This is a genomic window from Luteibacter flocculans (assembly GCF_023612255.1).
GTDB lineage: Bacteria > Pseudomonadota > Gammaproteobacteria > Xanthomonadales > Rhodanobacteraceae > Luteibacter > Luteibacter flocculans.
Genome location: NZ_CP063231.1, coordinates 3,033,258 through 3,054,265 on the forward strand (window position 1 = coordinate 3,033,258; position 21,008 = coordinate 3,054,265).

The window sequence follows — 21,008 nt, forward strand, 5'->3', positions numbered from 1 at the left end:
CGTAGCCGGGAATGAACGGCTGCAAATATGTTCTGACCTGCTCCCACTGAGCCGTACCACATGAAGCCGTAAAGTCCGTCAACCACGAGGACGGATGTGAAGAAGAGTCGTTTCACCACCGAGCAGATCATTGGCTCCATCAAGCAGGCCAACGCGGGGATGCCGGGCACGCAGTGTCAGCCACATCGCAGGCATACGTTGCCGTGATGCAGCCATCGTGTCACGCCTCTCACCTGCCCTTAGCATGAGCCAATCGCTCGATAAGTGCGAACACCCCGTGCATATCGGCAAAAAATGAAAGGTTGATGCGAATCTCGGTAGATGCACTCTTTACGACCGCCCGTAGTCCGTCATCCACGACGGCCGGTCTGTCTTCCCATCTGACGCAGTCACGAGATAACACGCGACGTCGTCGCATAATCTTCCACTGACTGATACCCTCATCATCGATCCTTACCGAGCAAAGCTCGCTGATGTCTCGACCGAAGCCGAGGCCGATCGCCAGACTTACGGAACCGATGGCGTAACCAACGAACGCCCTGCCTTCTGGATGTTGACTTGTTAATGCCCAGAGGCCAAAACCGACGAGCGTGAAGGCGATCAACCCATAAAGGACAAAGACGATCAGACTCGGCCTCACATTGATCTTGGAGTCCTGGAAAGCCTTCATTCGTTACACCCGCATGGACCGCTCAAACCAGGCGCGCTCGCCACCGTCCCTCCGGCTGCGCCACGGAGCACATTTACGGTTCCAGCGTTTGCACGCATTGCGGCAGCTTCGTTACTCCTTTTTACCAAACCAGCTGAAGCTACCGTGCCCCCCATGCCATGCTTCGTAATGTGGGTAACATTTCCGCCGACGGCTCCCGCTGCAACTCCGGCACTTATGGCCCAAAGTCCTTCGATGTCTGTCACACCTCCTCCGTTTGCAAGATGCCCGCCATAACCGGCCAATCCACCGACAGCGCTAACTCCTACCAGGCCCCTCGTAGCGGGCAAAGCCACACCTCCTGTGGCGCCTAGAAGGGCGGATACGCCCAACTGGCGCCAGTTGAAGCTCTTGCACCAGTCACTCCGGTACATGCCAACAACCTGTATAAGCGCGTCGCCAACCGCACCTCCCGCTGCGCCGATAGCAGCCGTGATAACCGGCAACGGAATATTCCCACTTGGATCCGTGTACCTCAGCGGCGAACCATTCGCATACAGATACGGATTCAACCCACCCGCCAACCCAATCGGATCGACTTGGATGTACCGCCCCGTCGCGGGGTCGTAATCGCGGTAGTAGTTGTAGTGCAGGCCGGTAGCTGCGTCGTAGCGTTGTCCCGGGAAACGCAGGTCGAGGACGAAGCGCGTGCCGTCGCTGTCGGGGTCTTCGTCCGGTGGAGACGTGCCGAACGGATCGTCGGTGGGGCGCAAGCGCCAGACCGTGGTGTTGCGCACGGGATCGACGACGGCGCGCGGCGTGCCCAGGTGATCCGGCTGGACATAGTAGAGTTTCGTGCCCTCGATGAGACCGACGAGGTAGTCACCCATCCACACGGCCTGGCGCACGATGCGGCCCGTCCTGTCGTAGTCCGCCAACCAGTGTCCTTGTTCGTCGTAAAGCCACAGGCTCGGCGCCTTACCCGCATCGGTGCGCATGATGCGCTGTCCGGCAGCGTCGTATCCGTAGCTGACAAGCATGCGACCTTGGTCGCTGGCCGAGGCCAGTCGCCCCGACGCGTCGTAAGCCAGGGTCGCGCTGCCGATGCCGATCGTGTTGCCGGCGGCATCGTAGGTGCGGCTCGTGCCGTCCGCGGTGGTGAGACGATGGCTGCGGGGATCGTAGAGATAGGTCTGACGAACGCCGCCTGCCGTCATCGTCGCGCGGTCGCCTGTTCGGTCGTACTCGAAGCGACGCAACTCGTCGCCCGAACTGTATGACTTGACCGATGTCATGAAGCCAAGACCGTCGTGATCGAAACGGAAGGCGTGCGAGCGAGACACCTGCGTCGCGACCTCTCCGCCCGGCGTGTATGCCACGGTGTAAAGCGCATCGTCCAGGCCGCCCCATGAAACGACACGGCCACTCCGGTCGCGGTTGGCGTAGAGCTCCTTTCCGTTGCCATAACGCCAGCTCCCGATCAGGTCGAACGGGCGGTAAACCACGCTGGTGATGAGTGCTTGTTCGGAGGCGCCGGTCGGCGTTACCGAAACGGAAGTGACGGAACCATCCTTGTCGTACCGATAAGTGGTGCGAGCACCACCGCCGATCGCGACTTCCTCGACACGCCCGGCCTTGGAATAGCGATAGGACACGTCAACCGTGCTCGATGCCCAGCGCTGCAGCTTGCGCGTGATGTTGCCTGGGGCGTCGTAGCAGTAGACCGTGCGGCTATCGCCCTGGCTCATGGCTGCGAGCCGCCCCAGGGTATAACGCTGGCCTGCCGGGCACGCAGCATCAGCCACGTCGTAGGCATACGACGCCGTGATGCCGCCGTCGTATTGCACCTGGGTGGGCCGGCCGAGTGCATCGCGTGTGACGCGGAAGCTGCCGACGCCGCCCGCGCCTTCGTGACGCACGACGAGGCCCGCCGCGTCGTGCTCGTCTAGCGAGGGACCGGCATCGGGACTATCGATGCTGCCGAGATCGCCCAAGCCCGTAGTCAGGTAGCGCGTGCTCAATCCTTTGGGATCTTCCATGGCCGTGAGCTGGTCGAGTGGGTCATGGCTGGCCTTGCTCACAGCGCCGAGACCACCGACATCGCGAATAGCCTCACGCAAACGCCCCAACGCGTCGTAGGTGGCCGAGTCGCGCCGACCGTCGGCATCGGTCGCGCCGGTGGGGCGACCCAGCTCATCGTAGGTATAACGCGTGATGGCGCCGTCGTGCGTTTCCGTCTCCACGCGCCCCAGCGCATCGAACGTTCGCGTCAATTGCAGTTGTAGCGAGAAGCTGTCGTAGCCTTCCTCCTTGATGCGCTGACCCGCGGCATCGAGCTGCAAGCGAAGGCGGTGGTTCGACGGATTGGATACTTGGACCAGACGCCCTGCTTTGTCGTACTCGAAGCTCAGCGTGATGCCGTCGGGGTCGGTTATTGAGGCGATGTCGCCGCGTGGTGTGTGCGTGAACGAGTTGATGGCGACGATGCCGTCGGGGCGAGTTTCCCTGAGCTCCTTCAACCAGCCCCGCGCGGCGTAGGTGTAATCGAAGCGGATACCCTGCTCGCCCTTCCTTGAGCGCACGCGACCGGCCGCATCGTAAGCCAGGATTTCCACCGTATGGCCTAACGCGTTTTCGATCTTCCAGAGGTCGCCCTTGCGGTAGTCGCACGGCCCCGTGGCACAGTTCGCCGCGTCGGCGGTGCGATAGGTATAGCGCGCGAGCGTCGCAAGCCTGTCGCTGTCGCTGCGTGGCCCTTCCTGATGCAGCAGGCGCCCCTCGGCGTCGTACGTCATGCGCCATGCACGCGACAGGGTCAATGGCGCCGCGGGCACAGTGGGATCGACGGCGCCCCACACTTCGCTACCGAGCAGGTTGCCCGCGGCGTCGTAGCGATAGCGCTCTTCACGACCGGGCCGGGTCACACGCACGGGCAGGCGCAGCGTCGGATGCCACTCGGTGGTCACACGACGCGCAGCAGGCGTACCCGCAGCCTCGGTCCGTTCGAGTTCGTTGCCATCGACGTCGTGCGTGTATTCGGTTGTGCGTCCATCGAAGTCGACGCGGCGCGACATCAAGCCGTTATCGTCATAGGCGATAGACGCACTTGCCGCCCCGCAGCCTGCACCGCCCGGCTGATCCACACCGACGAGGCGCCGTACACCGCGTACGTCGGCATATCGATAGCGATGCGTCGCCTTCGTCGGGCCGGTCACCGCGACGCTTCCGTCGGCTTCGCGGGTCAGCGATACCGCGCCGACGCCACCGGCATGCTCGCTGGCGACGGCGCGACCGTCACCGTCATAGGTAAAGGTAGCGAAGCGCTCGCCGGTCTCGTCATAGATGGCGGTAAGCGCATGGGCGTCCGCGCCGCCGCCATGACCCTGCTCCTTGTAACGATAATCGTGGAACGTGTTGTCTGCGTACGTCGCGCGAACCAGGTCTGCCTTACGGTCCGCTTCCGATGCCTCGGAATAGCCGTACGTCACCGCGACACCGTTCCCATCGCTTACCGTGGCCATGCGGCCGGTACTGTCGTAAGTGAAGGTGAGCTTGCGGCCTTGCCGATCGATAGCTTCAATCAACGCGTCGTTGTCGTAGCGAAAGGTGATCTGGCGGCTCGTACCGGCACCCAGCGAAACGAGGCGCCCGTTTACGTCGTAGCGCTCCAACTCGCCGTTGCCGGTGCGGTAGAGCCATCCGTCACCCTCGCGGGTCAGTTGGCCGCGGGGGTCGGCCACACTGCGGAAGCGACCTTCGGTTTCGACGAAATCGAGCCGTTCGCCGGTATGCCGCTGTAAGCGAATCCGCTCGCCGTCCTTCGTGGTGACCATGGCGAGCGAGCGGTCATAGGTGCCACGCCAGCGACTGCCGAGGCGAACGGTGGCCGGCAACGTCTGTTTCTTGTCGTCACCGACGATACCGCTGTTGTAATAGCGCGACCAGCGAAGCGACGAGCCGTCGGTGGCGGCGACGTCTTCGACTTCCTGGTACTTGTTATTGAGGCCGACGTTGATGGGGTTGCCGGCGGTGGGACGCGTTTCGCAGTCGCCGGGGCCGAGATCGGATTGGTGGGTCATCTCTGCCTCAGGACCGGGATTCTCCGGCTGAGTCGCATGACGGCATATAACGTCGCCACCTGCAGTACCTACAACGATGTATCTATTCGGATACGGACCGTTAGAACCGAAGTTTGTGACGATGTAGAGCGCAGGGGGGTTGGGGCAGGAATAAAACTTGTTGCCGACAGTGAGCCGCGTGTATGTATTGCCACTAGGCAATGTCGCGAGATAGTACGCAGAGTACGAATGCGCACCATCGCCAAAGGATGTCAACTTGCAGCCGCTATAGTGGTGTTCGCGACATTCACTTTTTATCTGCGCGTCAGCGGCTTCGGGAATAGTCATCGAATAGACGTCAGGTCCGTCGAATACCTTGCCCCGGTACTCGACAAAGGGCTCGACATCTTGTGCCCTGACTGACAATGGCATGCTAGCGATAGCGCAAAAAATTGCGGCAGCCACCACGCATTGTTTGGACCACGTCGCGGGCTGGACCACAGAGGCAGCGAATGCGCGACGACCCAACACCAGATACGTATGCATGGGCTCGCTCGCGCCTGTAGGTAAGAGGGCGCGAGTCTATGCAGGGCGAATCTGACCGTCTGTCATCCCGAGACAGATAATCAGCTTTTTCAGAAAACTTCGAAGCCGAACTTATTTGGGGCGCGGGCAAACTATGCCGAAGCTCGACATGGCGAAGGAGTCGCTACGGAGCGCATGTGGGAGCCCCCCTGGTGGCGAAAAGCCAACGAAGCGGTGTAGCGGTGAGGCAAGCTCCCATCGCCAGCAGGCTGGCTCCCACCGGCAAGTGGCTCCCACCGGCAAGTGGTTTCCCCGGCAAGTGGCCTCCACCTGCAAGTGGCTTCTACCGGCGGGCTTACCTCGCCGCCATGGCGGCTCCCACAAGGGTGTCGGCGTGCCGTCAGGCCACCGCCAGCATCTCGACCAACGTGTTTTCCAGCGCTTCCAAATCGGGAATGACTGCCGTGTCGTCGCGGACCAGTACGCGAGCGCGCACGCCGAATGGCAGGTCGTGGCCGTCGTGGGTGGGCAGCAGGAGTTCGGCGTTGAGCGTTGCGAGGCGCGGGAAGCCGTGGATGAGCACGGCGAGATACGGCATGTCCGGATGCCGGCCCACGGCCTTGAGCACGGCCACGCGTGTGGCCTGCACTGGCGCATCGTCGGCGGGGCTCGCTACGTGATCGAAACTCACCAGTGGAATGCTCCAGCCGCGCCATGCGATGCGGCCGAGCAACCACGACGGTGCGTCCGCCACGGGCTCGACACCGGCCAAGGTGATGACTTCGGCCACCGCGGCATTGGGGAGCAGCAGGCGCACGCCGGCACTGGGAATCAGGACGCAGCGAATTTCGCGCGGTAACGGCTCGCTCATGGGAATTCCTCGACAAGTTTCTGGGCCAGGGCGTGCGCGTCGCCAGCGAAATCGGCCACGCGCTCCTCGCGGATACCCGTGACGATGTGCCCTGCTTCGTGCTCCACGGCGACCGTTTCGACCCACACGCGACCGCCAGCGTCGTACACGGCCTGCGCACCGGCAATGCCGTCGCTACCGTGGCCGGCGAAGACAATCGCCAGGGCATCGGCACCGAAGCCACCGGCAAGCGTGCTCAGGATGCCGTCGATGGAGGGACCCGTCGAGGCCATCGCACTGCCGTCCTCACGCACGGTCACGCTGCCGTCGCGGCGAATCTGCACGTGCGAACCGCGCGGTACGACCAGGCACTCGCCGTGCGCCGTATGCGCGCGGTCGGCAGCAACGCGTGCACGCGGCCCGAGACGCTGTGCGAAAGCCGTCGGATCGTCGGCATGGTGTGCCGCCACCAGCAATACGCCAGGCACACGTTCCGGCAGCGCGGCAAGAAAATTCGCGATCGCCGTCTCACTCTCGCGCGCGCCGCCCAAGGCGATCACGCGACGCACCGCGCGAGCGTTCGCTTCCAGGAACATCTCGTGAGCGAAGTCGCCATCGGTGCGAGGCGCCACGGCTTCTTCCATGGACACCAGCTCCAGGGTCAGCCCCGCTTCGAGCCCGTGGGTACCGTCGTCGACGACATCCTGCGCAAGGTATTCCGCTGCGCTGATCGTCTCGATGCCGAACGCCGCCGGGTCCGGCTTGTTGACGGGTTCGACGACTACCGTATCGTGATCGACGAGATCCCATTCCGGAACGGGCGGAGGCACGTATTCCGTGGCACGTCCCTCGATTTCGATGGGAGGCGTCGCGACGTTGGCAGCGGCATCATCATCGAGCGAGGCGAGGCTGAAGTCGGCGGCATTGAAACCGGGCTCCGGCTCGGGTGTCGGTGCAGGTGCTTCTTCGACCAGTTCGAACCCGGACAGATCGAGCGACGCGAGTTCCGTCAGCTCCACCGGCGACGACGGCACCATGTCGATGCCGTCGGTATCGAGCGGTCCTTCCGGCGTCTCTGCGAGCAAGGCTTCGAGCTCCGCGGCCAGATCGGCGGGCGGCACGTCGTCTTCATCGCCCGCGCCATCAAGCTGCGGCGTGGAGAACGCAAGTTCATCGAGCGCTTCGCCCGCCCTATCGGGGACGTCGTCAAGTACAAACGCCGTTTCGTCCGTGGATGAGGGCTCGTCGGCGGAAAACGCGAATGCCTCGAACGTCTCCGTCTCCGTGCCTGCATCGTCGTGGAGTTCGCCGTCGAGGTCGTTCGCAGACGACGGCGTTTCGGCGTAGTCATGGCTGCCGATAAGGGAAAGATCCTCGCTCAGCGGCTCGTCAAGCGGAACCTCCACAGGGGCCGCCGCACTCGCCAGCGGCGCGATGCGCGGCTCGATGGCGCGAGCGTCTTCGGGACGCGGCGGATCGAGCGCGATTTCGCCGACCAGCTTGGCGGCGAGATGACGGGCCCAGCGCGCACGGTCCCAGCCTTCGAGCTTGCGACTGGCGTCGGCATCGTTGAACACGAGGCGCGGATGACCGCCCTCGACGGTGTCGTAAAGACGATCCAGATCGTCGTCGCTCGGATCGTCAAGATCGACCACTACCACGTCGGCCGACGATCCGACGAGTTCGGCGGGCGCGAACGAACGCAGATCCGATTCGTAGACGATGCGCGCACCCTGCGCCACGAGAGCGTCGCGCAGGTGGGCGGAGAGGCTGGCGTCGTCGAACAGCAGCGCGACCGTCGCCTCGCGATCAACCATGGTGGACTCCGAGCACGTCGTTGATCTGCACGATGAGATCGTTCTCCTGGTACGGCTTGCCGATGTAGCGATCCACGCCGATGTCGAAGGCACGCTGCCTGTGCTTGTCGCCGGTACGCGAGGTAATCATGATGATCGGCACGCCTGCCAGACGCTCGTCGGCCTTCATCTGGGTGGCCAGCTCGTAGCCGTCCATGCGCGGCATCTCGATGTCCAGCAACATCAGGTCGGGCACGCGCTCGTTGAGTTTCTCCAATGCGTCGATGCCGTCCTTCGCCGTCATCACCTCGAACTCGTGACGTTCCAGGACGCGGCCGGTGACCTTGCGCATGGTGATCGAATCGTCCACCACCATCACCAGTGGCTTGACGCGCACTTCGTCCTGCGCGCGCGGAGCGTGCGGCACGCTGGCGTCCGCCTCGAACGCGCGACGGGCCACGCCGTGGCGAACCAGCGGCGCGAGGTCGAGAATCATTAGCACCGAACCATCGCCCATGATCGTCGCGCCGAGGATGCCCGGTACCGAACTCACCTGCGGGCCGACCGGCTTGACCACGATTTCGCGCGAACCGAGTACGGCGTCGACGCGGATCGCCGCACGCAGATCGCCCGAACGGGCGAGCAGCAGCGGGATATCGCCTTCTTCGAGAGACGACACCACATGCACGCCGAGCAACTGCGGCAGGTCGTGGATGCCGTATTCCTCACCCATGTAGTCGAAACTCGGCGAGGCGTCCGCCATGCGATGGGCCAGCTCGTTCGGCGCGACGCGAGCCACGCCGTGCACCGACGTCATCGGAATCGCGAAGTTGGTCTCGCCGATGCGCACGATCAGGGCCTGGGTCACCGCGAGGGTGAACGGCAGACGCATCACGAAGGTCGTGCCGCTGCCCTTCTGCGATTCGATCGCCAGCGTACCGCCGAGCTGCTTGATCTCGTTCGCCACGACGTCCATGCCGACGCCGCGACCCGCCACCTGGGTAACCTTCTCGGCCGTGGAGAAGCCGGGAACCTGGGTGAGCTGGAAGATCTGCTCGTCCGACACGCGCGCGTCCGGACGCAGCAAGCCGCGCTCGATGGCCTTGGCGCGAATGGCGTCGCGATCCATACCGCCGCCGTCATCGGATAGCCGCACGACGACCTCGGTAGCCTCGCGAGCCACCTGGATGCGCACGGTGCCTTCGGGGTTCTTGCCCACGGCCTCGCGCTGCTCGGGCGGCTCGATGCCATGCGCCACCGCGTTGCGCAGCATGTGCTCGAACGGCGCCTTGATGCGGTCGAGCATGTTGCGGTCCATTTCGCCGTTGGCACCTTCCACCACCAACTGCGCGCGCTTGCCGACGTCGGACGCCGCCTGGCGCAGCGTGCGGCGCAGGTTCGGTACCATGGCGTCGAACGGCAGCATGCGCGTCTGCATCAGGCCTTCCTGCAGTTCCGCGTTCACCTTCTGCTGCTGGAGCAGGAGGGCTTCGGACTGGCGGGTCAACTCGTCGAGGATCGTCTGCAGCGACACAAGGTCGGATACCGACTCGGCCAGTGCTCGCGAGTACTGCTGCAACTGCGAGAAGCGATCGAGTTCCAGCGGATCGAAGTTCGATACGCCGTTGTCGCGGTGTTCCTGGTGATAGCGCGCGATGATCTGCGCTTCGGTCTCGATTTCCAGCATGCGCAACTGGCTACGCAGACGACTGACCGTCTGTTCGTGCTCAGTGAGCGCCGAGCGGAAGCTCGCCGTCTGCTGCTCCAGGCGCGAGCGGTAGATCGACACCTCGCCCGCGTGATTCACCAGCGTGTCGAGCATGTCGGCGCGAACGCGGATCTGCTCCTGCGACGCGCGCTGGATTTCCTCTTCCTCGAACTCCGGCAAAAGATCCGGCAGATCGCGATCGAGGACGGGTGGCGGCGCCACTTCCGGCAACGGCGCGAATGGCATGGCCAATTCGACCACGGCAGCCTCGCGCTCTTCGCGATAGGCCTCGGCAGTCACGGTGTCGGGCGCGATCGGCGCACCGGCGAGGCGCGCGAACGGTTCGATATCGGCGTCGGTAAGCGCGATCGGCTTCCCTTGAGCCACGCTCTGAATCATGCCGTGCAGGCGGTCGAAACCCTTCTCTGTCGCTTCGATGGCCGGACGGTCGCTTGCACGTTGACCACCGGCCACCGCGTCGAGCAAGGCTTCCATCGCGTGCGAGAGATCGCCCACGGCGGCCACGCCGGCCATGCGTGCACTGCCCTTGAGCGTGTGCAGGTCGCGTTGCAGGGCAGCGACGTGCTCCGCCTGCTCCGGCTCGGCACGCCACGAAGCGAGCGCCGCATCGGCGTGATCGAGAATCTCGCGCCCTTCCTCCACGAATACTTCGAGAAGGTCCGGATCGATGTCCGCATACGGCGACAGCTCCGGGACCAGCGCGGGGGCCGGCTCGTCGTCGGGCGTGTGCACCGGCGGCGCAACGGGCTCGTGCGACTGATCCTCGATGACCACCGGCGCTTCCGCGTCGGCAAATGCCGGTGTGGATTCCTCGGCGTCGTCGAGGACTGGCTCCTCGACGGTCGGCTCATCGAACGACACCGCTTCGCGCGACGGTTCGGCGGCGACCTCTATGTCGTGCGACGGCACATCGGACGATGCTTCGTCGAGCGACGCCTCGAAAGCATGCGGTTCGGAGACCGGAGCGGCTTCGTCCTGGGTTTCGTCGGACGGTGCGTCCAGCGTAAGGTCCTGCGGCAGATCGAGGCGGAAGTCGTCGGCCAGGTGGGGCATTTCGAAGGCCGGTGCCGCCGTGTCGGCCAGCGGCTCGATCTGGCCGTCGTCGGTGTGCAGCACCTCGCCGTCGTGCGACATGGGCTGCGGCAGCGACGGCTCGTCGGACGGACGCGACGTCACGCCTTCGAGCTCGTTCATCAACGAGCGCCACGCCGCATCTTCCTCGGCATCGTAAGCCTGAATCGGCTTTATCTCGCCTTCCGGCTTCTCGATCTCGAAGGTTTCGAACGACGCCAGCACTTCGCTGGTCAATGCATCGCTTTCGCTCACCGGTTCCAACGGTGCCAGTTCGATACCCGGCAGGTCGTCCTCGGTCTCGCCATCTTCTTCGCTCTGCTCGCCAACGTTTTCCTCGGCGGACGCTTCGGCCAGCTCGTCGGCAAGCAAGCCTTCATCCAGGGTCGGCACGAGGTCTTCGGGGAGCTGCTCAGGCAGATAGGCTTCTGCTTCGTCGCGGGACGGCTCGGCAACGAGCGACGGTTCCTCCGCCACAGCCTCGGTCGCCTCGTCGTCCTGCGGCAACTCGGCAGCGACGAACGATTCGTCCGCCAGATCCTCAAGCGCGTCATCGTCGAGCGAGAGCGGATCGGGCTCGTAGAGAACGTGCGCGATGGTGGCTTCCGGCTGTTCGTCGCGAAGCGCACCGATGCGGGCGGCAAGGGCCGCCACGTTCGGCACGCGCGGTTCTGGTGTGTCGAACAGGTCCATCACGTGATCGACCAGGTCGGCGGCCTCCGTCAGCACCGCGATGCCTTCCGGACGCAGCGGCAGGCCGGTCGCGCGCACGCGCTTGATCAGGCCTTCCAGCGGCGCCAGCACCTGGATCAACACCGGGATGTCCACCATGCCGATGGCGCCGTGCAGCGTATGCACCGCGCGCAGCAGCGCGTCGTCCACCGGCAGTTCGCCCTCTTCGGCGCGTGCCAGGTGACCACGGATCACATGCAGGTACTGCGCGACTTCGGTGCGCAGGATATCCAGCAGTACCGCGTCGACGGGCGGCAGCGAAGGCGCGCTGTAGATCGGCTCGGCGGGGATATCCTCCATGTCGGCCATGTCGGGCAACGTCGCGAACGCATCCGCGCTGACGGGATCGGTCGATGCCGTCGTGCCGGCTTGTGGATGGCCGTACGAAGCGAACGCCGCGGTCGGTACGGCGGCAATGGTGTCGCGCGGGACGCGACGCTTGACCTTGCTGCGCACGCGCTGCACGGCGTTCCGCGCCACGTCTTCCACGAAAGCGACATCGCCCATGGCGAGGCGATCGGCGGTTTCCATGATTGCGGCGATCGGCGCGGCCGGCGTGGCGTCGCCTTCGAGGGCGGCCTTGAGCTGCGGAAGCGCGTCGACGGCGTGGCGCACCAGCGCCTGCACGCCTTCGTGCGGGCCGATCGTGCCGTCGAGCACGCGGTTGAGCATGTTTTCCACCTTCCAGGCGAACTCGCCCAGCAGGCGTGCGCCGACCAGGCGGCCGGAGCCCTTCAAGGTGTGGAACGAACGGCGGATCGGTACCAGAGCGTCGGAGCGTTCGGGGTCGGCCAGCCAGTGACCCAACGCAGCGCGCAGGTTGCCGATCTCTTCCTCGGTTTCTTCGAGGAAGATTTCGCGAATTTCGTCGTCGATACCATCGACCGTGATCTGGAAACCGGCGAACTCGGCCATGCCGGGACCACCGACTTCCTGTTCGACTTCTTCCTCGATCTCCACCCAGTCTTCTTCGCCGACAGCAGCGGCGACGGGCGGCTCGGCATGCACGTCCGGCGTGGTCGCGGCGGCGGCGGCGACGGCCGACGTGTCCTCGTCCGCGGGCGGTTCGTCGAGCAAGTCGAACGTATCGGCGAAGCTGGACACGGTCTCGCCTGTGTCATCGCTGCTCTCGGGCACGGCGATGTGTTCGATCGCCTCGGCCTCGATCGTCTCGATGGCTTCCTCGCCGAGCGCCTCGGGCTCGGCGACATCCTGCGGCACCGGCCAATAGCCAAGCTGAGCGAGGCTCTGCTGGGTGACGTCCAGAATATGTTCCAGGCCGCCCCGGTGTTCGCGTGCGGCTTCGAGGTAGTACTCCAACGCGGCCAGCGCGTCGGCGAGGCGATCCATCTGCGCGCCGTTCGGCACACGACGGTCGCCCAGCAACTCGCGATGGATGAACAAGCCGATGCCATCGGCAAGTTCCGCCGGACGTGCGGCGCCAAGCATGCGCATCGCACCGCCGATCTCGCCCATCAACTCGGGGGTACCGGCAAGCTGTTCGTGATCCCACGACGATTCGACGAAGCCGACGATCGCGTCCTTCACCCTGGAGGTGTTGGTCGTGGCCTCACGCATCAGCGTGGAAAGAATGTGCCGTGCCTCGCTGCGCGGCAGCATCGACGGACCGACGTCGCCCGACGACGGATGCTGGTCGCCTTCGGCGCCCAGCCGCTCGATGTGATCGTCGAGGGACGCTTCGACATAAAGCAGCGCACCGGCCACGTCGAGCAGGGCTTCCTCGTCGGCCTCGCGCGCACCCGTGGCGATCTCGCCGAGAATCCGGCGCTGTTCGCCCACGACGCGGCGCGGCACACCAAGCGCCAGCATACCCAGCGTGTCACCTACGCGATCGAGCACGTCGGTCTGCTGACCGAGCTGCGCCGGATCGCCGTCAGGACGGCGCAGGAAAAGATCGAGCGATTCCTTCACCCGGAGCAGGTCGTCCTTGATCGCCGCGGACACGGTGTCCAGCAGCGCGCGATTGTGGCCCGACATCGAGCCGCGCGCATGTTCCACCTCGGCTTCGCGCGGCAGGAGGCCGTCGAGCCGATAGGTCTGTCGCAGTTCTTCGATCCGGTCGCTGCCCGGCTTGGCCTGCGCCACGTAGTACAGGAGCTTGCGCGCCAGTTCGTCGGCGTCGCCGCCCAGCAGCGCTTCCTCGCCTCCGTCGAGCAGTTCGCGGATCGAACGGTCGACGCGGCCGATGAGCTGGCGCACGTCCTTCTCGTGCGCACGCAGGACGCCGCGCTCGAGACCTTCCAGCACGCCGGCTGCGATCCACCACAGGCGACGGCCGGCGATCGTGTAGCAACGCGCAGCGATGCCATCGAGGGTGGCACGCATACCCAGGAGTTGACGCTCGTTGCCCTGCCCGCGAAACCACGCCAGCAACTGCTGCTGGAAACGCGCGCGCAATTCGGCCAGCTCGCCGCGCCCTGCTTCTGCGGTAGCGGGATCGCCGGCACCCGGTGCGCCTGGCGGCAGCATCGCGTCGAGATTCGGCGTGAACAGCGCGGACTCGTGCAGCGACTGCTCGCCGCGGCTGGCACGCAGGTCGTTCAGCAACGGCAGCAGCACGATCGGCACGTCGCGATGGCCGCTCTGCAGGCGCTCCAGGTAATCGGGCATCTGCATCATGCCGCGCATCAGCGCGGCATAGGCATCGTCGCGGTGGGCGACGCGGTTGTCGATCAGTGCGGCGACCAGTTGCTCCATTTCGCCGACGACCATCGCGGCGCCGTAGAGCTCGACCATACGCAACGTGCCGTGGACCTGATGCAGGTCCGCGGCGCAGGTGTGCATGACGTAGGCGTCGCGCGAGTCCTCGACGTACGACTCGAGGGCCTGGCGTGCCTTGGACAAGGCGTCGTCGAGCTCGGCCTTGACCCAATGCAGCGTGGTGAAATCGGTATGGTCTTGAAGTCTCACTGCATTAGCCCGGCAGCTTGAAGTTCGCGACGGACAGGCGCAAGTCGTTCGCGAGCTGGGCCAGGTTACCGATCGACTCGGCCGTCTGGCTTGCGCCGAGCGACGTCTGCGAGGTGATCTCCTGGATGACGTTCATGGTCGCCGAGGTGTCCGTCGCCGCGGCCGACTGCTGGCGAGCAGCGGCCGAGATGTTCTGAATGAGTGCCGACAGGTCGTTCGACACGCGCTCGATGTCGCCCAGTGCCGTGCCGGCGTCCTCGGCCAGACGCGCACCGGCCACCACTTCCGCAGTGGTCTGTTCCATCGAACTCACCGCTTCGTTGGTATCGGACTGAATCGTCTGCACCAGCGTCTCAATGCGCTTGGTCGCGCTCGCGGAGCGTTCCGCGAGGCGCTGCACTTCGTCCGCCACCACCGCGAAACCGCGACCCGCCTCACCTGCCGAGGCCGCCTGAATGGCGGCGTTCAAGGCGAGGATGTTGGTCTGCTCGGCAATGTCGTTGATGAGTTCCACGATCGAGCCGATTTCCTGCGACGACTCGCCCAGCCGTTTGATGCGCTTGGAGGTTTCCTGGATCTGGTCGCGGATCGAATCCATGCCCTGAATCGTCTCGCGCACCACTTCGGCGCCGCGCGAAGCGATCTGCACCGAGCGCTGGGCCACGTCGGCCGATTCGGCGGAGTCCTTCGACACCGTATCCATCGAGGTCGCGATCTGGTTGATGGCCGAGGTCGCGGACGTGATCTGCTGCGCCTGTTGCTCCGCCGCGTCGGCGAGGTGCATGGCGGTGGCCTGGGTTTCCTGCGCCGCGGCGGAGACGCGCACCGCGGTCTCGTTGATCGTGGTGACGAGGTTGCGCATCTCGTCCACCGCGGAGTTCATGGCGTCCGCGATGGCGCCCGTGATGTCCTCGGTCACCGTGGCCTTGATGGTGAGATCGCCTTCGGCGAGCGTGCCCATCTCGTCCAGCAACCGCATGATCGCGGTCTGGTTACGCTGGTTGAGTTCAGAGGTGGTCTCGAAACGGCGGCGCTGGTCACGCACGAGGTTGTAGACCAGCAGCAGCGCGAACAGCACGGCGCCGATCGCACCGAGCAGACCCCACCAGACGTTCGGGAAGAGACGGGTCAGCGGCAGCTTGGCGATCTGGTCGGCGGACTCGTTCGCGCGCAGCAGCACGGTCTGCGAATCCAGCGAGGCCTGGTTGCCTGCGCGCTTCACGTCCTGGAGATTCGGCGACGCGGCGACCAACTGGTTCACAGGGTCCACGAGGTCGCCCCAGGAACTCTGCATGCCTTCGAGAATCTTCCGCGCATTCGCGTCGCTGATCGCACGAACGCCGCCTTCGGCGTTGCCGTCCACCAGGCCCTTGAGCACGGCGCCGTAGAGCTGCGCATCGCGGGAGAGACCGTCGGCGGCAGACTGCGCACCATCGCCGCCCTGCAGGATTTCCTGCACGCGACGGATCATGCGGTCAGCCATCAACATCCAGCGGGCGAGCGTGAAGGTCTGCTCCACCGAGGCATTCTTCTGCTGGACGATGTTCATCACTTCGTCCGTGCGTGCGTTCAGCAGCGGCATCTGCTTGGCGAACAGGTCGGCCCGCTCGCCCGAGGACAGCACCAGGTCCTTGTTCGAAAGGATCTTGCCGATGTCCGCGTCGAGCTGATGCCAGGCGTTCGCCAGAGCGCCGATGGAGCGTCCGGCCTGGTTGCCGTCGCCCGCATAGGCAGGCATGCCGGTCTTGGCATCGCCGTTCACGAGGCGCTGCACCGCCGAATCGATGGTGTTGCGTGTGGCAGACAATTCACGGAACGAGTCGCGATTGCCGTCGGACGCCTCCAGCGCGTACTTCGCGGTCTGCTGCGAAAGCACCTGCACCTGCGTCGTGAGCGCGATGGCTTCGCGGTCCTCGCCGTTCTTGTTGTTCAGCCACCAGAAGTCGACCGACGCCAATCCGATCGCCAGGAGCAGGAACACGATGACGATCGTGTAGCCACGTTCCCGGCCTGCGCCGCCTGCTGTCGTGCTCATATCCACCTCACCCAAACCTGGCAAAGCTAGCCGCCGACGCCTCAGTGGCCACCGGCATGACGAAGCGGTCCGCGGACCGCCCCTCCGTTCCCATCGCAGCATCGGCCGAAGCCGTTGCCGCCCATCCTGTAAAGGGTCGGCCTTCCGGCCGTCCCCTCCCCCATGGAGGCGTTGTTACAACGCCGCCTGCCGGAAGTCCGGCGCACGAACCAGACGGCTCATGCTGAAAAGCCCATACGTCTGCTCGCCGAGCTGGACGTTCTCGCTGACGAACCGCGTCAGGCGCGGGTCGTTCTCTTGCTCACCCGTGTCGCGCTGTCCCTCGTCCATCGTGCGCTGGCCGAACACTTCGTCCACCAGCAGCCCGACCGTACCGCCGTGCTGGCGAACCAGCAGAAGCCGCGCGCGTTCCGACGCGGGTGTGCGCTCGTCGAACAGAAAGCGCCCGAGGTCGATCGCCGGCACGAGATTGCCGCGCACGTTCGCCACGCCCATCAGCCAGGGCTGCGCGCCCGGCACGTGGGTCAACGGTGGGACGGCCAGCAGTTCGTTGATTTCTTCGATGCCGCTGACGAAGGCGCGGCGCCCCACGCGAAAGCCGATGCCGCGCCACAGACCCAGCGACTCCACGCTCTCGGGTGCGTCGGCGGAGTGCGCGAGGCATGCCCGCTCGTAGTGGGCGAGCAGTTCGAAAGGCGTGAGTGCCGCGTTCTCGCTCATGGCGTCCTCAATGCGTCGTGTTCGGCAGGAGGCTGGCGATGGTCGAAAGCAGCTCCTTCTCGTTCACCGGCTTGGTGATGAAGGCCTTGGCACCCTGTCGCAGGCCCCAGACGCGATCGGTCTCCATCGACTTGGTGGTGATCATCACCACCGGCACGTCGGCCGTCTTAGGATCGCGGCTCAGCGTGCGCGTGGCCTGGAAGCCGTTCATGCCGGGCATGATCACGTCCATGATCACGAGGTCGGGCTTGTTCGCGCGGATACGGTCGAGTCCCGCTTCGGCGTTATCGACGCTGGAAACGGAGAAGCCCGCCTTTTCGAGCAGCGTGGTGAACACGCGAACGTCGGTGGGCGAGTCGTCGATGATGAGAATGTTTGCCACACGTCCCCCTGGACGTCGTCATACGGTGGAATGCGGTCAACTGGCCGTCGCGTAGCGATGGATCGCGCCGAGAAGCTCGTCGCGTGTGAACGGTTTGGTGAGGTATTGCTCGGCCCCGACGATGCGTCCGCGGGCCTTGTCGAACAGACCGTCCTTGGAGGACAGCATGATCACCGGCGTACCGCGGAACTGCGCGTTGTTCTTGATCAGCGCGCAGGTCTGGTAGCCGTCGAGGCGCGGCATCATGATGTCGACGAAGATGATGTTCGGCTTCTGGTCGGAGATCTTTGCCAGTGCCTCGAACCCGTCGACGGCGGTCAGTACGTCGCAGCCTTCCTTCTTCAGCAGGGTCTCGGCCGTGCGTCGGATGGTTTTCGAATCGTCGATGACCATGACCCGCAATCCGGCCAGGTCGTTACCGCGTCCGTTTTCGTTCACTGCGCCCCCGGTGCCACGCAAAAAACCGCAAATACTGTCGCAGGATAGCCGGTTCTTGCCGACTATTCCGTGCGCCAGGTCGATGTCCGGAACCCCACGGTCCCGACGGCCCGCTCTTTCGGCGTTCCTCCCGATCGCTGTTTAATGGTTGGCTGGGGTCCCGTCAAGATGAATTCTTCTTAAAGGCCGCCATCGGCGGTTTCCCGCAGCACCTGACGTCCCCTGACGCCGGCCCGTGCCAACGGACGCCGCTCTTCACTAGACTTGGCGTTTTCCTGCTCCCGGGATATTCCCATGCCGCTTTCCGTCGCCGTCCTGATGGACCCGATCCGCGCCATCAAGATCGCCAAGGACACCACCTTCGCCATGTTGCTCGAGGCTTCGCGGCGTGGACACGCCCTGCTCTACATGGAACAGGGCGACCTCGCGCTTCGCAATGGCGAAGCCTGGGCCAGGCTGCGGCCCCTGACCGTCAAGGAAGACCCCGCCGGCTGGTTCACTCTGGGCGAGCCCCAGTGGCGACCGCTGGCCGAGGTGGACATCGTGCTGGCCCGCAAGGATCCGCCGGTGGATGCGCAGTTCATCTACGACACGATGGTGCTCGAACGTGCCCAGCGGGCGGGCTGCAAGGTGGTGAACGATCCCCGCTCGCTCCGCGACTGCAACGAGAAGGTGTTCTCCCTGGACTTCCCGCAGTGCATCGTGCCGACGCTGGTCTCGCGCGACGCCGCCGAGCTGAAAGCCTTCGTGGCGGAGCACGGCGAGGTGGTCCTCAAGCCGTTGGACGGCATGGGCGGTCGCGGCATCTTCCGGGTGAAGAAAGGCGATACCAACCTGAACTCCATGCTGGAGACGATGCTCAACGGCGGGCGCAACTTCACGGTGGTCCAGAAGTACATCCCCGAAATCACCGCGGGCGACAAGCGCATCCTGCTGATCGATGGCGAACCGGTGCCTTATGCGCTCGCCCGCATTCCGCAGGGCGACGAGTTCCGCGGCAATCTGGCGGCAGGCGGACGCGGAGAAGGCATCGCCCTTTCCGAGCGCGATCGCTGGATTGCCGCCCAGGTCGCCCCGGAACTGGTCCGCCGAGGCCTGCGTTTCGTCGGCCTCGACGTCATCGGCGACTATCTGACCGAGATCAACGTCACATCTCCGACCGGCGTGCGTGAACTCGACGCCCAGTTCGGCATTAACATCGCGGGGCTGATGTTCGACGCGATCGAGGCCCGATGACGACCCGTCCCACCGGCGCCGACCTGATCGGCGCCACCCTGCTGTTCTCGCTCCTGCTGCACGGCATCGTCATCCTCGGCATCACCTTCCGGGCAGAGCCGCCGCGTCCGAGCGTCCCGACCCTCGACGTGACCCTGGTGGACGTGGCGAACCAGGAGCCGCCGGACAAGGCCGACTTCCTCGCCCAGGCGAACAACTCGGGCGGTGGCGATCAGGACAAGGCAGCGCGCCCGTCGGAGCGCGTCTCCGGCCCGCTGCCGACGCCGCAGCGCAGCGATGCCGTGGAACCGAAAGAAGCCCGGGCGCCTGCACCGCAGGAAGCCCAGCCCGACACACTGCTGACGACGTCGGGACAGACGGCCTTCACCGTGAACACCGACAGGCAGCAGGTCGAGCGAAAGTCGCAGCCCCTGCCCGAGGCCGACGAGGACACCCAGCGCCAGACCGAAATGGCCAAGCTGGCGGCGGAAGTGCGGGACCAGTCGCAGGCGTATGCAAAGCGCCCGAAAAAGAAATACATCTCATCGAACACCCGCGAGTACGCGTATGCGGCGTACATGAAGGGCTGGGTGGGCCGGGTCGAACGCGTCGGTAACCTGAATTACCCGGACGAGGCGCGCCGCCAGGGCCTCTACGGCGAACTGGTCCTCACGGTGGGCCTGAACCGCGACGGCTCGATCAAGAGCATCGACGTCATCAAGAGTTCGGGACATCCGCTGCTTGACGAGGCCGCGCAGCGCATCGTGCGGCTGGCGGCCCCGTTCCCCGCCCTGCCCGCCGACAAGACGCGGGTGGATGAGCTCTACATCACCCGGACATGGCAGTTCCTGCCCGGTAACGTGCTGCGCAATTACTGAGCGCCGCGCTACTTCGGCAGCAACTGATCCGCCTCGCTGACGTAAGCCTTTTCCGCCTTGCGATCCCATACGCACAGCTCGCGACCGGGGCGATTCTTCATATGCGTCTGTGGATAACGGCCCGCCAATACCAGGGCCGTGACCGGTACCCGGTCGTCGTACTGGATGGGACCGCCCACCGGCGTCGCTCCCTTGAGGCCGCTGGCCGCGACGCAGGCCTTCACCAGTCGTTGGTTGTAGTCCTTCCAGGCATCGGGCGCCGAGGCGGCCGCGGCTCCTGAAACCAGCAGCGCAACAACGGCAAAACCCTTTGTAAACATAGGCTTCCTCATGGGAATAGCTCCTTGCAGTGGAGCCACACGGTAAGCGCTTCGAGCTTAACCTTCGCACACGGCTCATGGTCGTAGCGGCTACAATGCGGCCATGACGATCGCCAATACCTTCGCCGGGCAATTCCTCATAGCGATGCCCTCGCTTGCCGAGCCGCCTTTCGCGCGCGGGGTAGCCTTCCTTTGCCAGCATGGCGAAGACGGCGCGGTCGGGCTGCTGATCAACCAGATTTCCGAATACCGTTTGGGTGACGTGCTCGCCCAGATGAAACTGTCCTGCGACGATCCCGAGATCGCGGATCATCCGGTCCTGATCGGCGGACCGGTACAGCAGGAGCGTGGCTTCGTGCTGCATCGCGAGCCCGGCAACTGGGATTCCAGCTACCGCGTCAACGAGGACTGGTCCGTCACCACGTCGCGCGACATCCTCGTCGCCATGGCCGCAGGGGAAGGCCCTCGCCGCGCCGTCGTCACCCTTGGCTATGCGGGCTGGGAAGCCGGCCAGCTCGAGCAGGAAGTGATGGACAACGCCTGGCTCACCATCCCGGCTGACGAACGTATCGTCTTCGACACGCCCCTCGACGAGCGCTGGATCGCCGCCGCGCGCAAGCTCGGCGTACATGACCCATCCCAATTGGCCGGCTACGCCGGTCACGCCTGATCACCCCAG

The 21,008-nt window shown here is 64.9% G+C and carries 12 protein-coding genes and 1 pseudogene; 3 read left to right on the forward strand and 10 right to left on the reverse strand.

Going from position 1 to position 21,008, the window contains the following annotated elements; genetic code table 11:
• Positions 1-229: 229 nt before the first annotated feature.
• The 9 genes and pseudogenes from IM816_RS13105 to pilG form a co-directional block, all read right to left on the reverse strand.
• Positions 230-670 (reverse strand): hypothetical protein, encoded by a 441-nt coding sequence (locus IM816_RS13105; protein WP_250338421.1) that lies wholly within the window; start codon positions 668-670, stop codon positions 230-232.
• Entirely contained in the window at positions 667-5,253 is a 4,587-nt protein-coding gene (locus tag IM816_RS13110) for an RHS repeat-associated core domain-containing protein (protein ID WP_250338422.1), read from the reverse strand. The genes IM816_RS13105 and IM816_RS13110 overlap by 4 nt, the downstream gene beginning before the upstream one ends.
• 379 nt (positions 5,254-5,632) lie before the next feature.
• Positions 5,633-6,103, reverse strand: coding sequence for a chemotaxis protein CheW (locus IM816_RS13115; protein WP_072321661.1), 471 nt, complete (start codon positions 6,101-6,103; stop codon positions 5,633-5,635).
• Positions 6,104-6,276: 173 nt separating this feature from the next.
• Positions 6,277-7,899, reverse strand: a pseudogene (locus IM816_RS13120) (chemotaxis protein CheB); the annotation flags it as partial.
• Positions 7,892-14,341 (reverse strand): Hpt domain-containing protein, encoded by a 6,450-nt coding sequence (locus IM816_RS13125; RefSeq protein WP_250338424.1) that lies wholly within the window; start codon positions 14,339-14,341, stop codon positions 7,892-7,894. The gene IM816_RS13125 and the pseudogene IM816_RS13120, both read right to left, overlap by 8 nt.
• Before the next feature lie 4 nt (positions 14,342-14,345).
• Positions 14,346-16,376: a methyl-accepting chemotaxis protein gene (locus tag IM816_RS13130; protein ID WP_072321664.1), complete on the reverse strand. Its 2,031-nt coding sequence runs from the start codon at positions 16,374-16,376 to the stop codon at positions 14,346-14,348.
• Positions 16,377-16,550: 174 nt separating this feature from the next.
• Positions 16,551-17,096 (reverse strand): chemotaxis protein CheW, encoded by a 546-nt coding sequence (locus IM816_RS13135; protein ID WP_250338425.1) that lies wholly within the window; start codon positions 17,094-17,096, stop codon positions 16,551-16,553.
• 7 nt (positions 17,097-17,103) lie between these two features.
• Positions 17,104-17,478 (reverse strand): response regulator, encoded by a 375-nt coding sequence (locus IM816_RS13140; RefSeq protein ID WP_072321666.1) that lies wholly within the window; start codon positions 17,476-17,478, stop codon positions 17,104-17,106.
• A gap of 36 nt (positions 17,479-17,514) precedes the next feature.
• Complete coding sequence (gene pilG / locus IM816_RS13145) at positions 17,515-17,871, reverse strand: twitching motility response regulator PilG (protein ID WP_051944199.1); 357 nt, start codon at positions 17,869-17,871, stop codon at positions 17,515-17,517.
• 339 nt (positions 17,872-18,210) lie between these two features.
• Between pilG and gshB the strand changes: the two genes are divergently transcribed.
• Both gshB and IM816_RS13155 read left to right on the forward strand, forming a co-directional pair.
• Positions 18,211-19,152 (forward strand): glutathione synthase, encoded by a 942-nt coding sequence (gene gshB, locus IM816_RS13150; RefSeq protein WP_072321667.1) that lies wholly within the window; start codon positions 18,211-18,213, stop codon positions 19,150-19,152.
• Positions 19,149-20,009, forward strand: coding sequence for a cell envelope integrity TolA family protein (locus IM816_RS13155; RefSeq protein WP_250338426.1), 861 nt, complete (start codon positions 19,149-19,151; stop codon positions 20,007-20,009). Before gshB ends, IM816_RS13155 begins: the two co-directional genes overlap by 4 nt.
• An 8-nt stretch (positions 20,010-20,017) precedes the next feature.
• On the opposite strand, the gene IM816_RS13160 is transcribed toward IM816_RS13155, so the two are convergent.
• Positions 20,018-20,341, reverse strand: coding sequence for a hypothetical protein (locus IM816_RS13160; protein WP_218184720.1), 324 nt, complete (start codon positions 20,339-20,341; stop codon positions 20,018-20,020).
• Positions 20,342-20,432: 91 nt separating this feature from the next.
• Here IM816_RS13160 and IM816_RS13165 point away from each other — a divergent pair, with 91 nt between their 5' ends.
• Positions 20,433-20,999, forward strand: coding sequence for a YqgE/AlgH family protein (locus IM816_RS13165; RefSeq protein ID WP_072321670.1), 567 nt, complete (start codon positions 20,433-20,435; stop codon positions 20,997-20,999).
• The last annotated feature ends 9 nt before the right edge of the window (positions 21,000-21,008 follow it).

Bases quoted from the DNA above. Each gene is read 5' to 3' on its own strand.
- IM816_RS13105 (WP_250338421.1), bottom strand. From the start codon at position 670: ATGAAGGCTTTCCAGGACTCCAAGATCAATGTGAGGCCGAGTCTGATC.
- IM816_RS13110 (WP_250338422.1), bottom strand. From the start codon at position 5,253: ATGCATACGTATCTGGTGTTGGGTCGTCGCGCATTCGCTGCCTCTGTG.
- IM816_RS13115 (WP_072321661.1), bottom strand. From the start codon at position 6,103: ATGAGCGAGCCGTTACCGCGCGAAATTCGCTGCGTCCTGATTCCCAGT.
- IM816_RS13130 (WP_072321664.1), bottom strand. From the start codon at position 16,376: ATGAGCACGACAGCAGGCGGCGCAGGCCGGGAACGTGGCTACACGATC.
- IM816_RS13135 (WP_250338425.1), bottom strand. From the start codon at position 17,096: ATGAGCGAGAACGCGGCACTCACGCCTTTCGAACTGCTCGCCCACTAC.
- pilG (WP_051944199.1), bottom strand. From the start codon at position 17,871: ATGGTCATCGACGATTCGAAAACCATCCGACGCACGGCCGAGACCCTG.
- gshB (WP_072321667.1), top strand. From the start codon at position 18,211: ATGCCGCTTTCCGTCGCCGTCCTGATGGACCCGATCCGCGCCATCAAG.
- IM816_RS13155 (WP_250338426.1), top strand. From the start codon at position 19,149: ATGACGACCCGTCCCACCGGCGCCGACCTGATCGGCGCCACCCTGCTG.
- IM816_RS13160 (WP_218184720.1), bottom strand. From the start codon at position 20,341: ATGAGGAAGCCTATGTTTACAAAGGGTTTTGCCGTTGTTGCGCTGCTG.
- IM816_RS13165 (WP_072321670.1), top strand. From the start codon at position 20,433: ATGACGATCGCCAATACCTTCGCCGGGCAATTCCTCATAGCGATGCCC.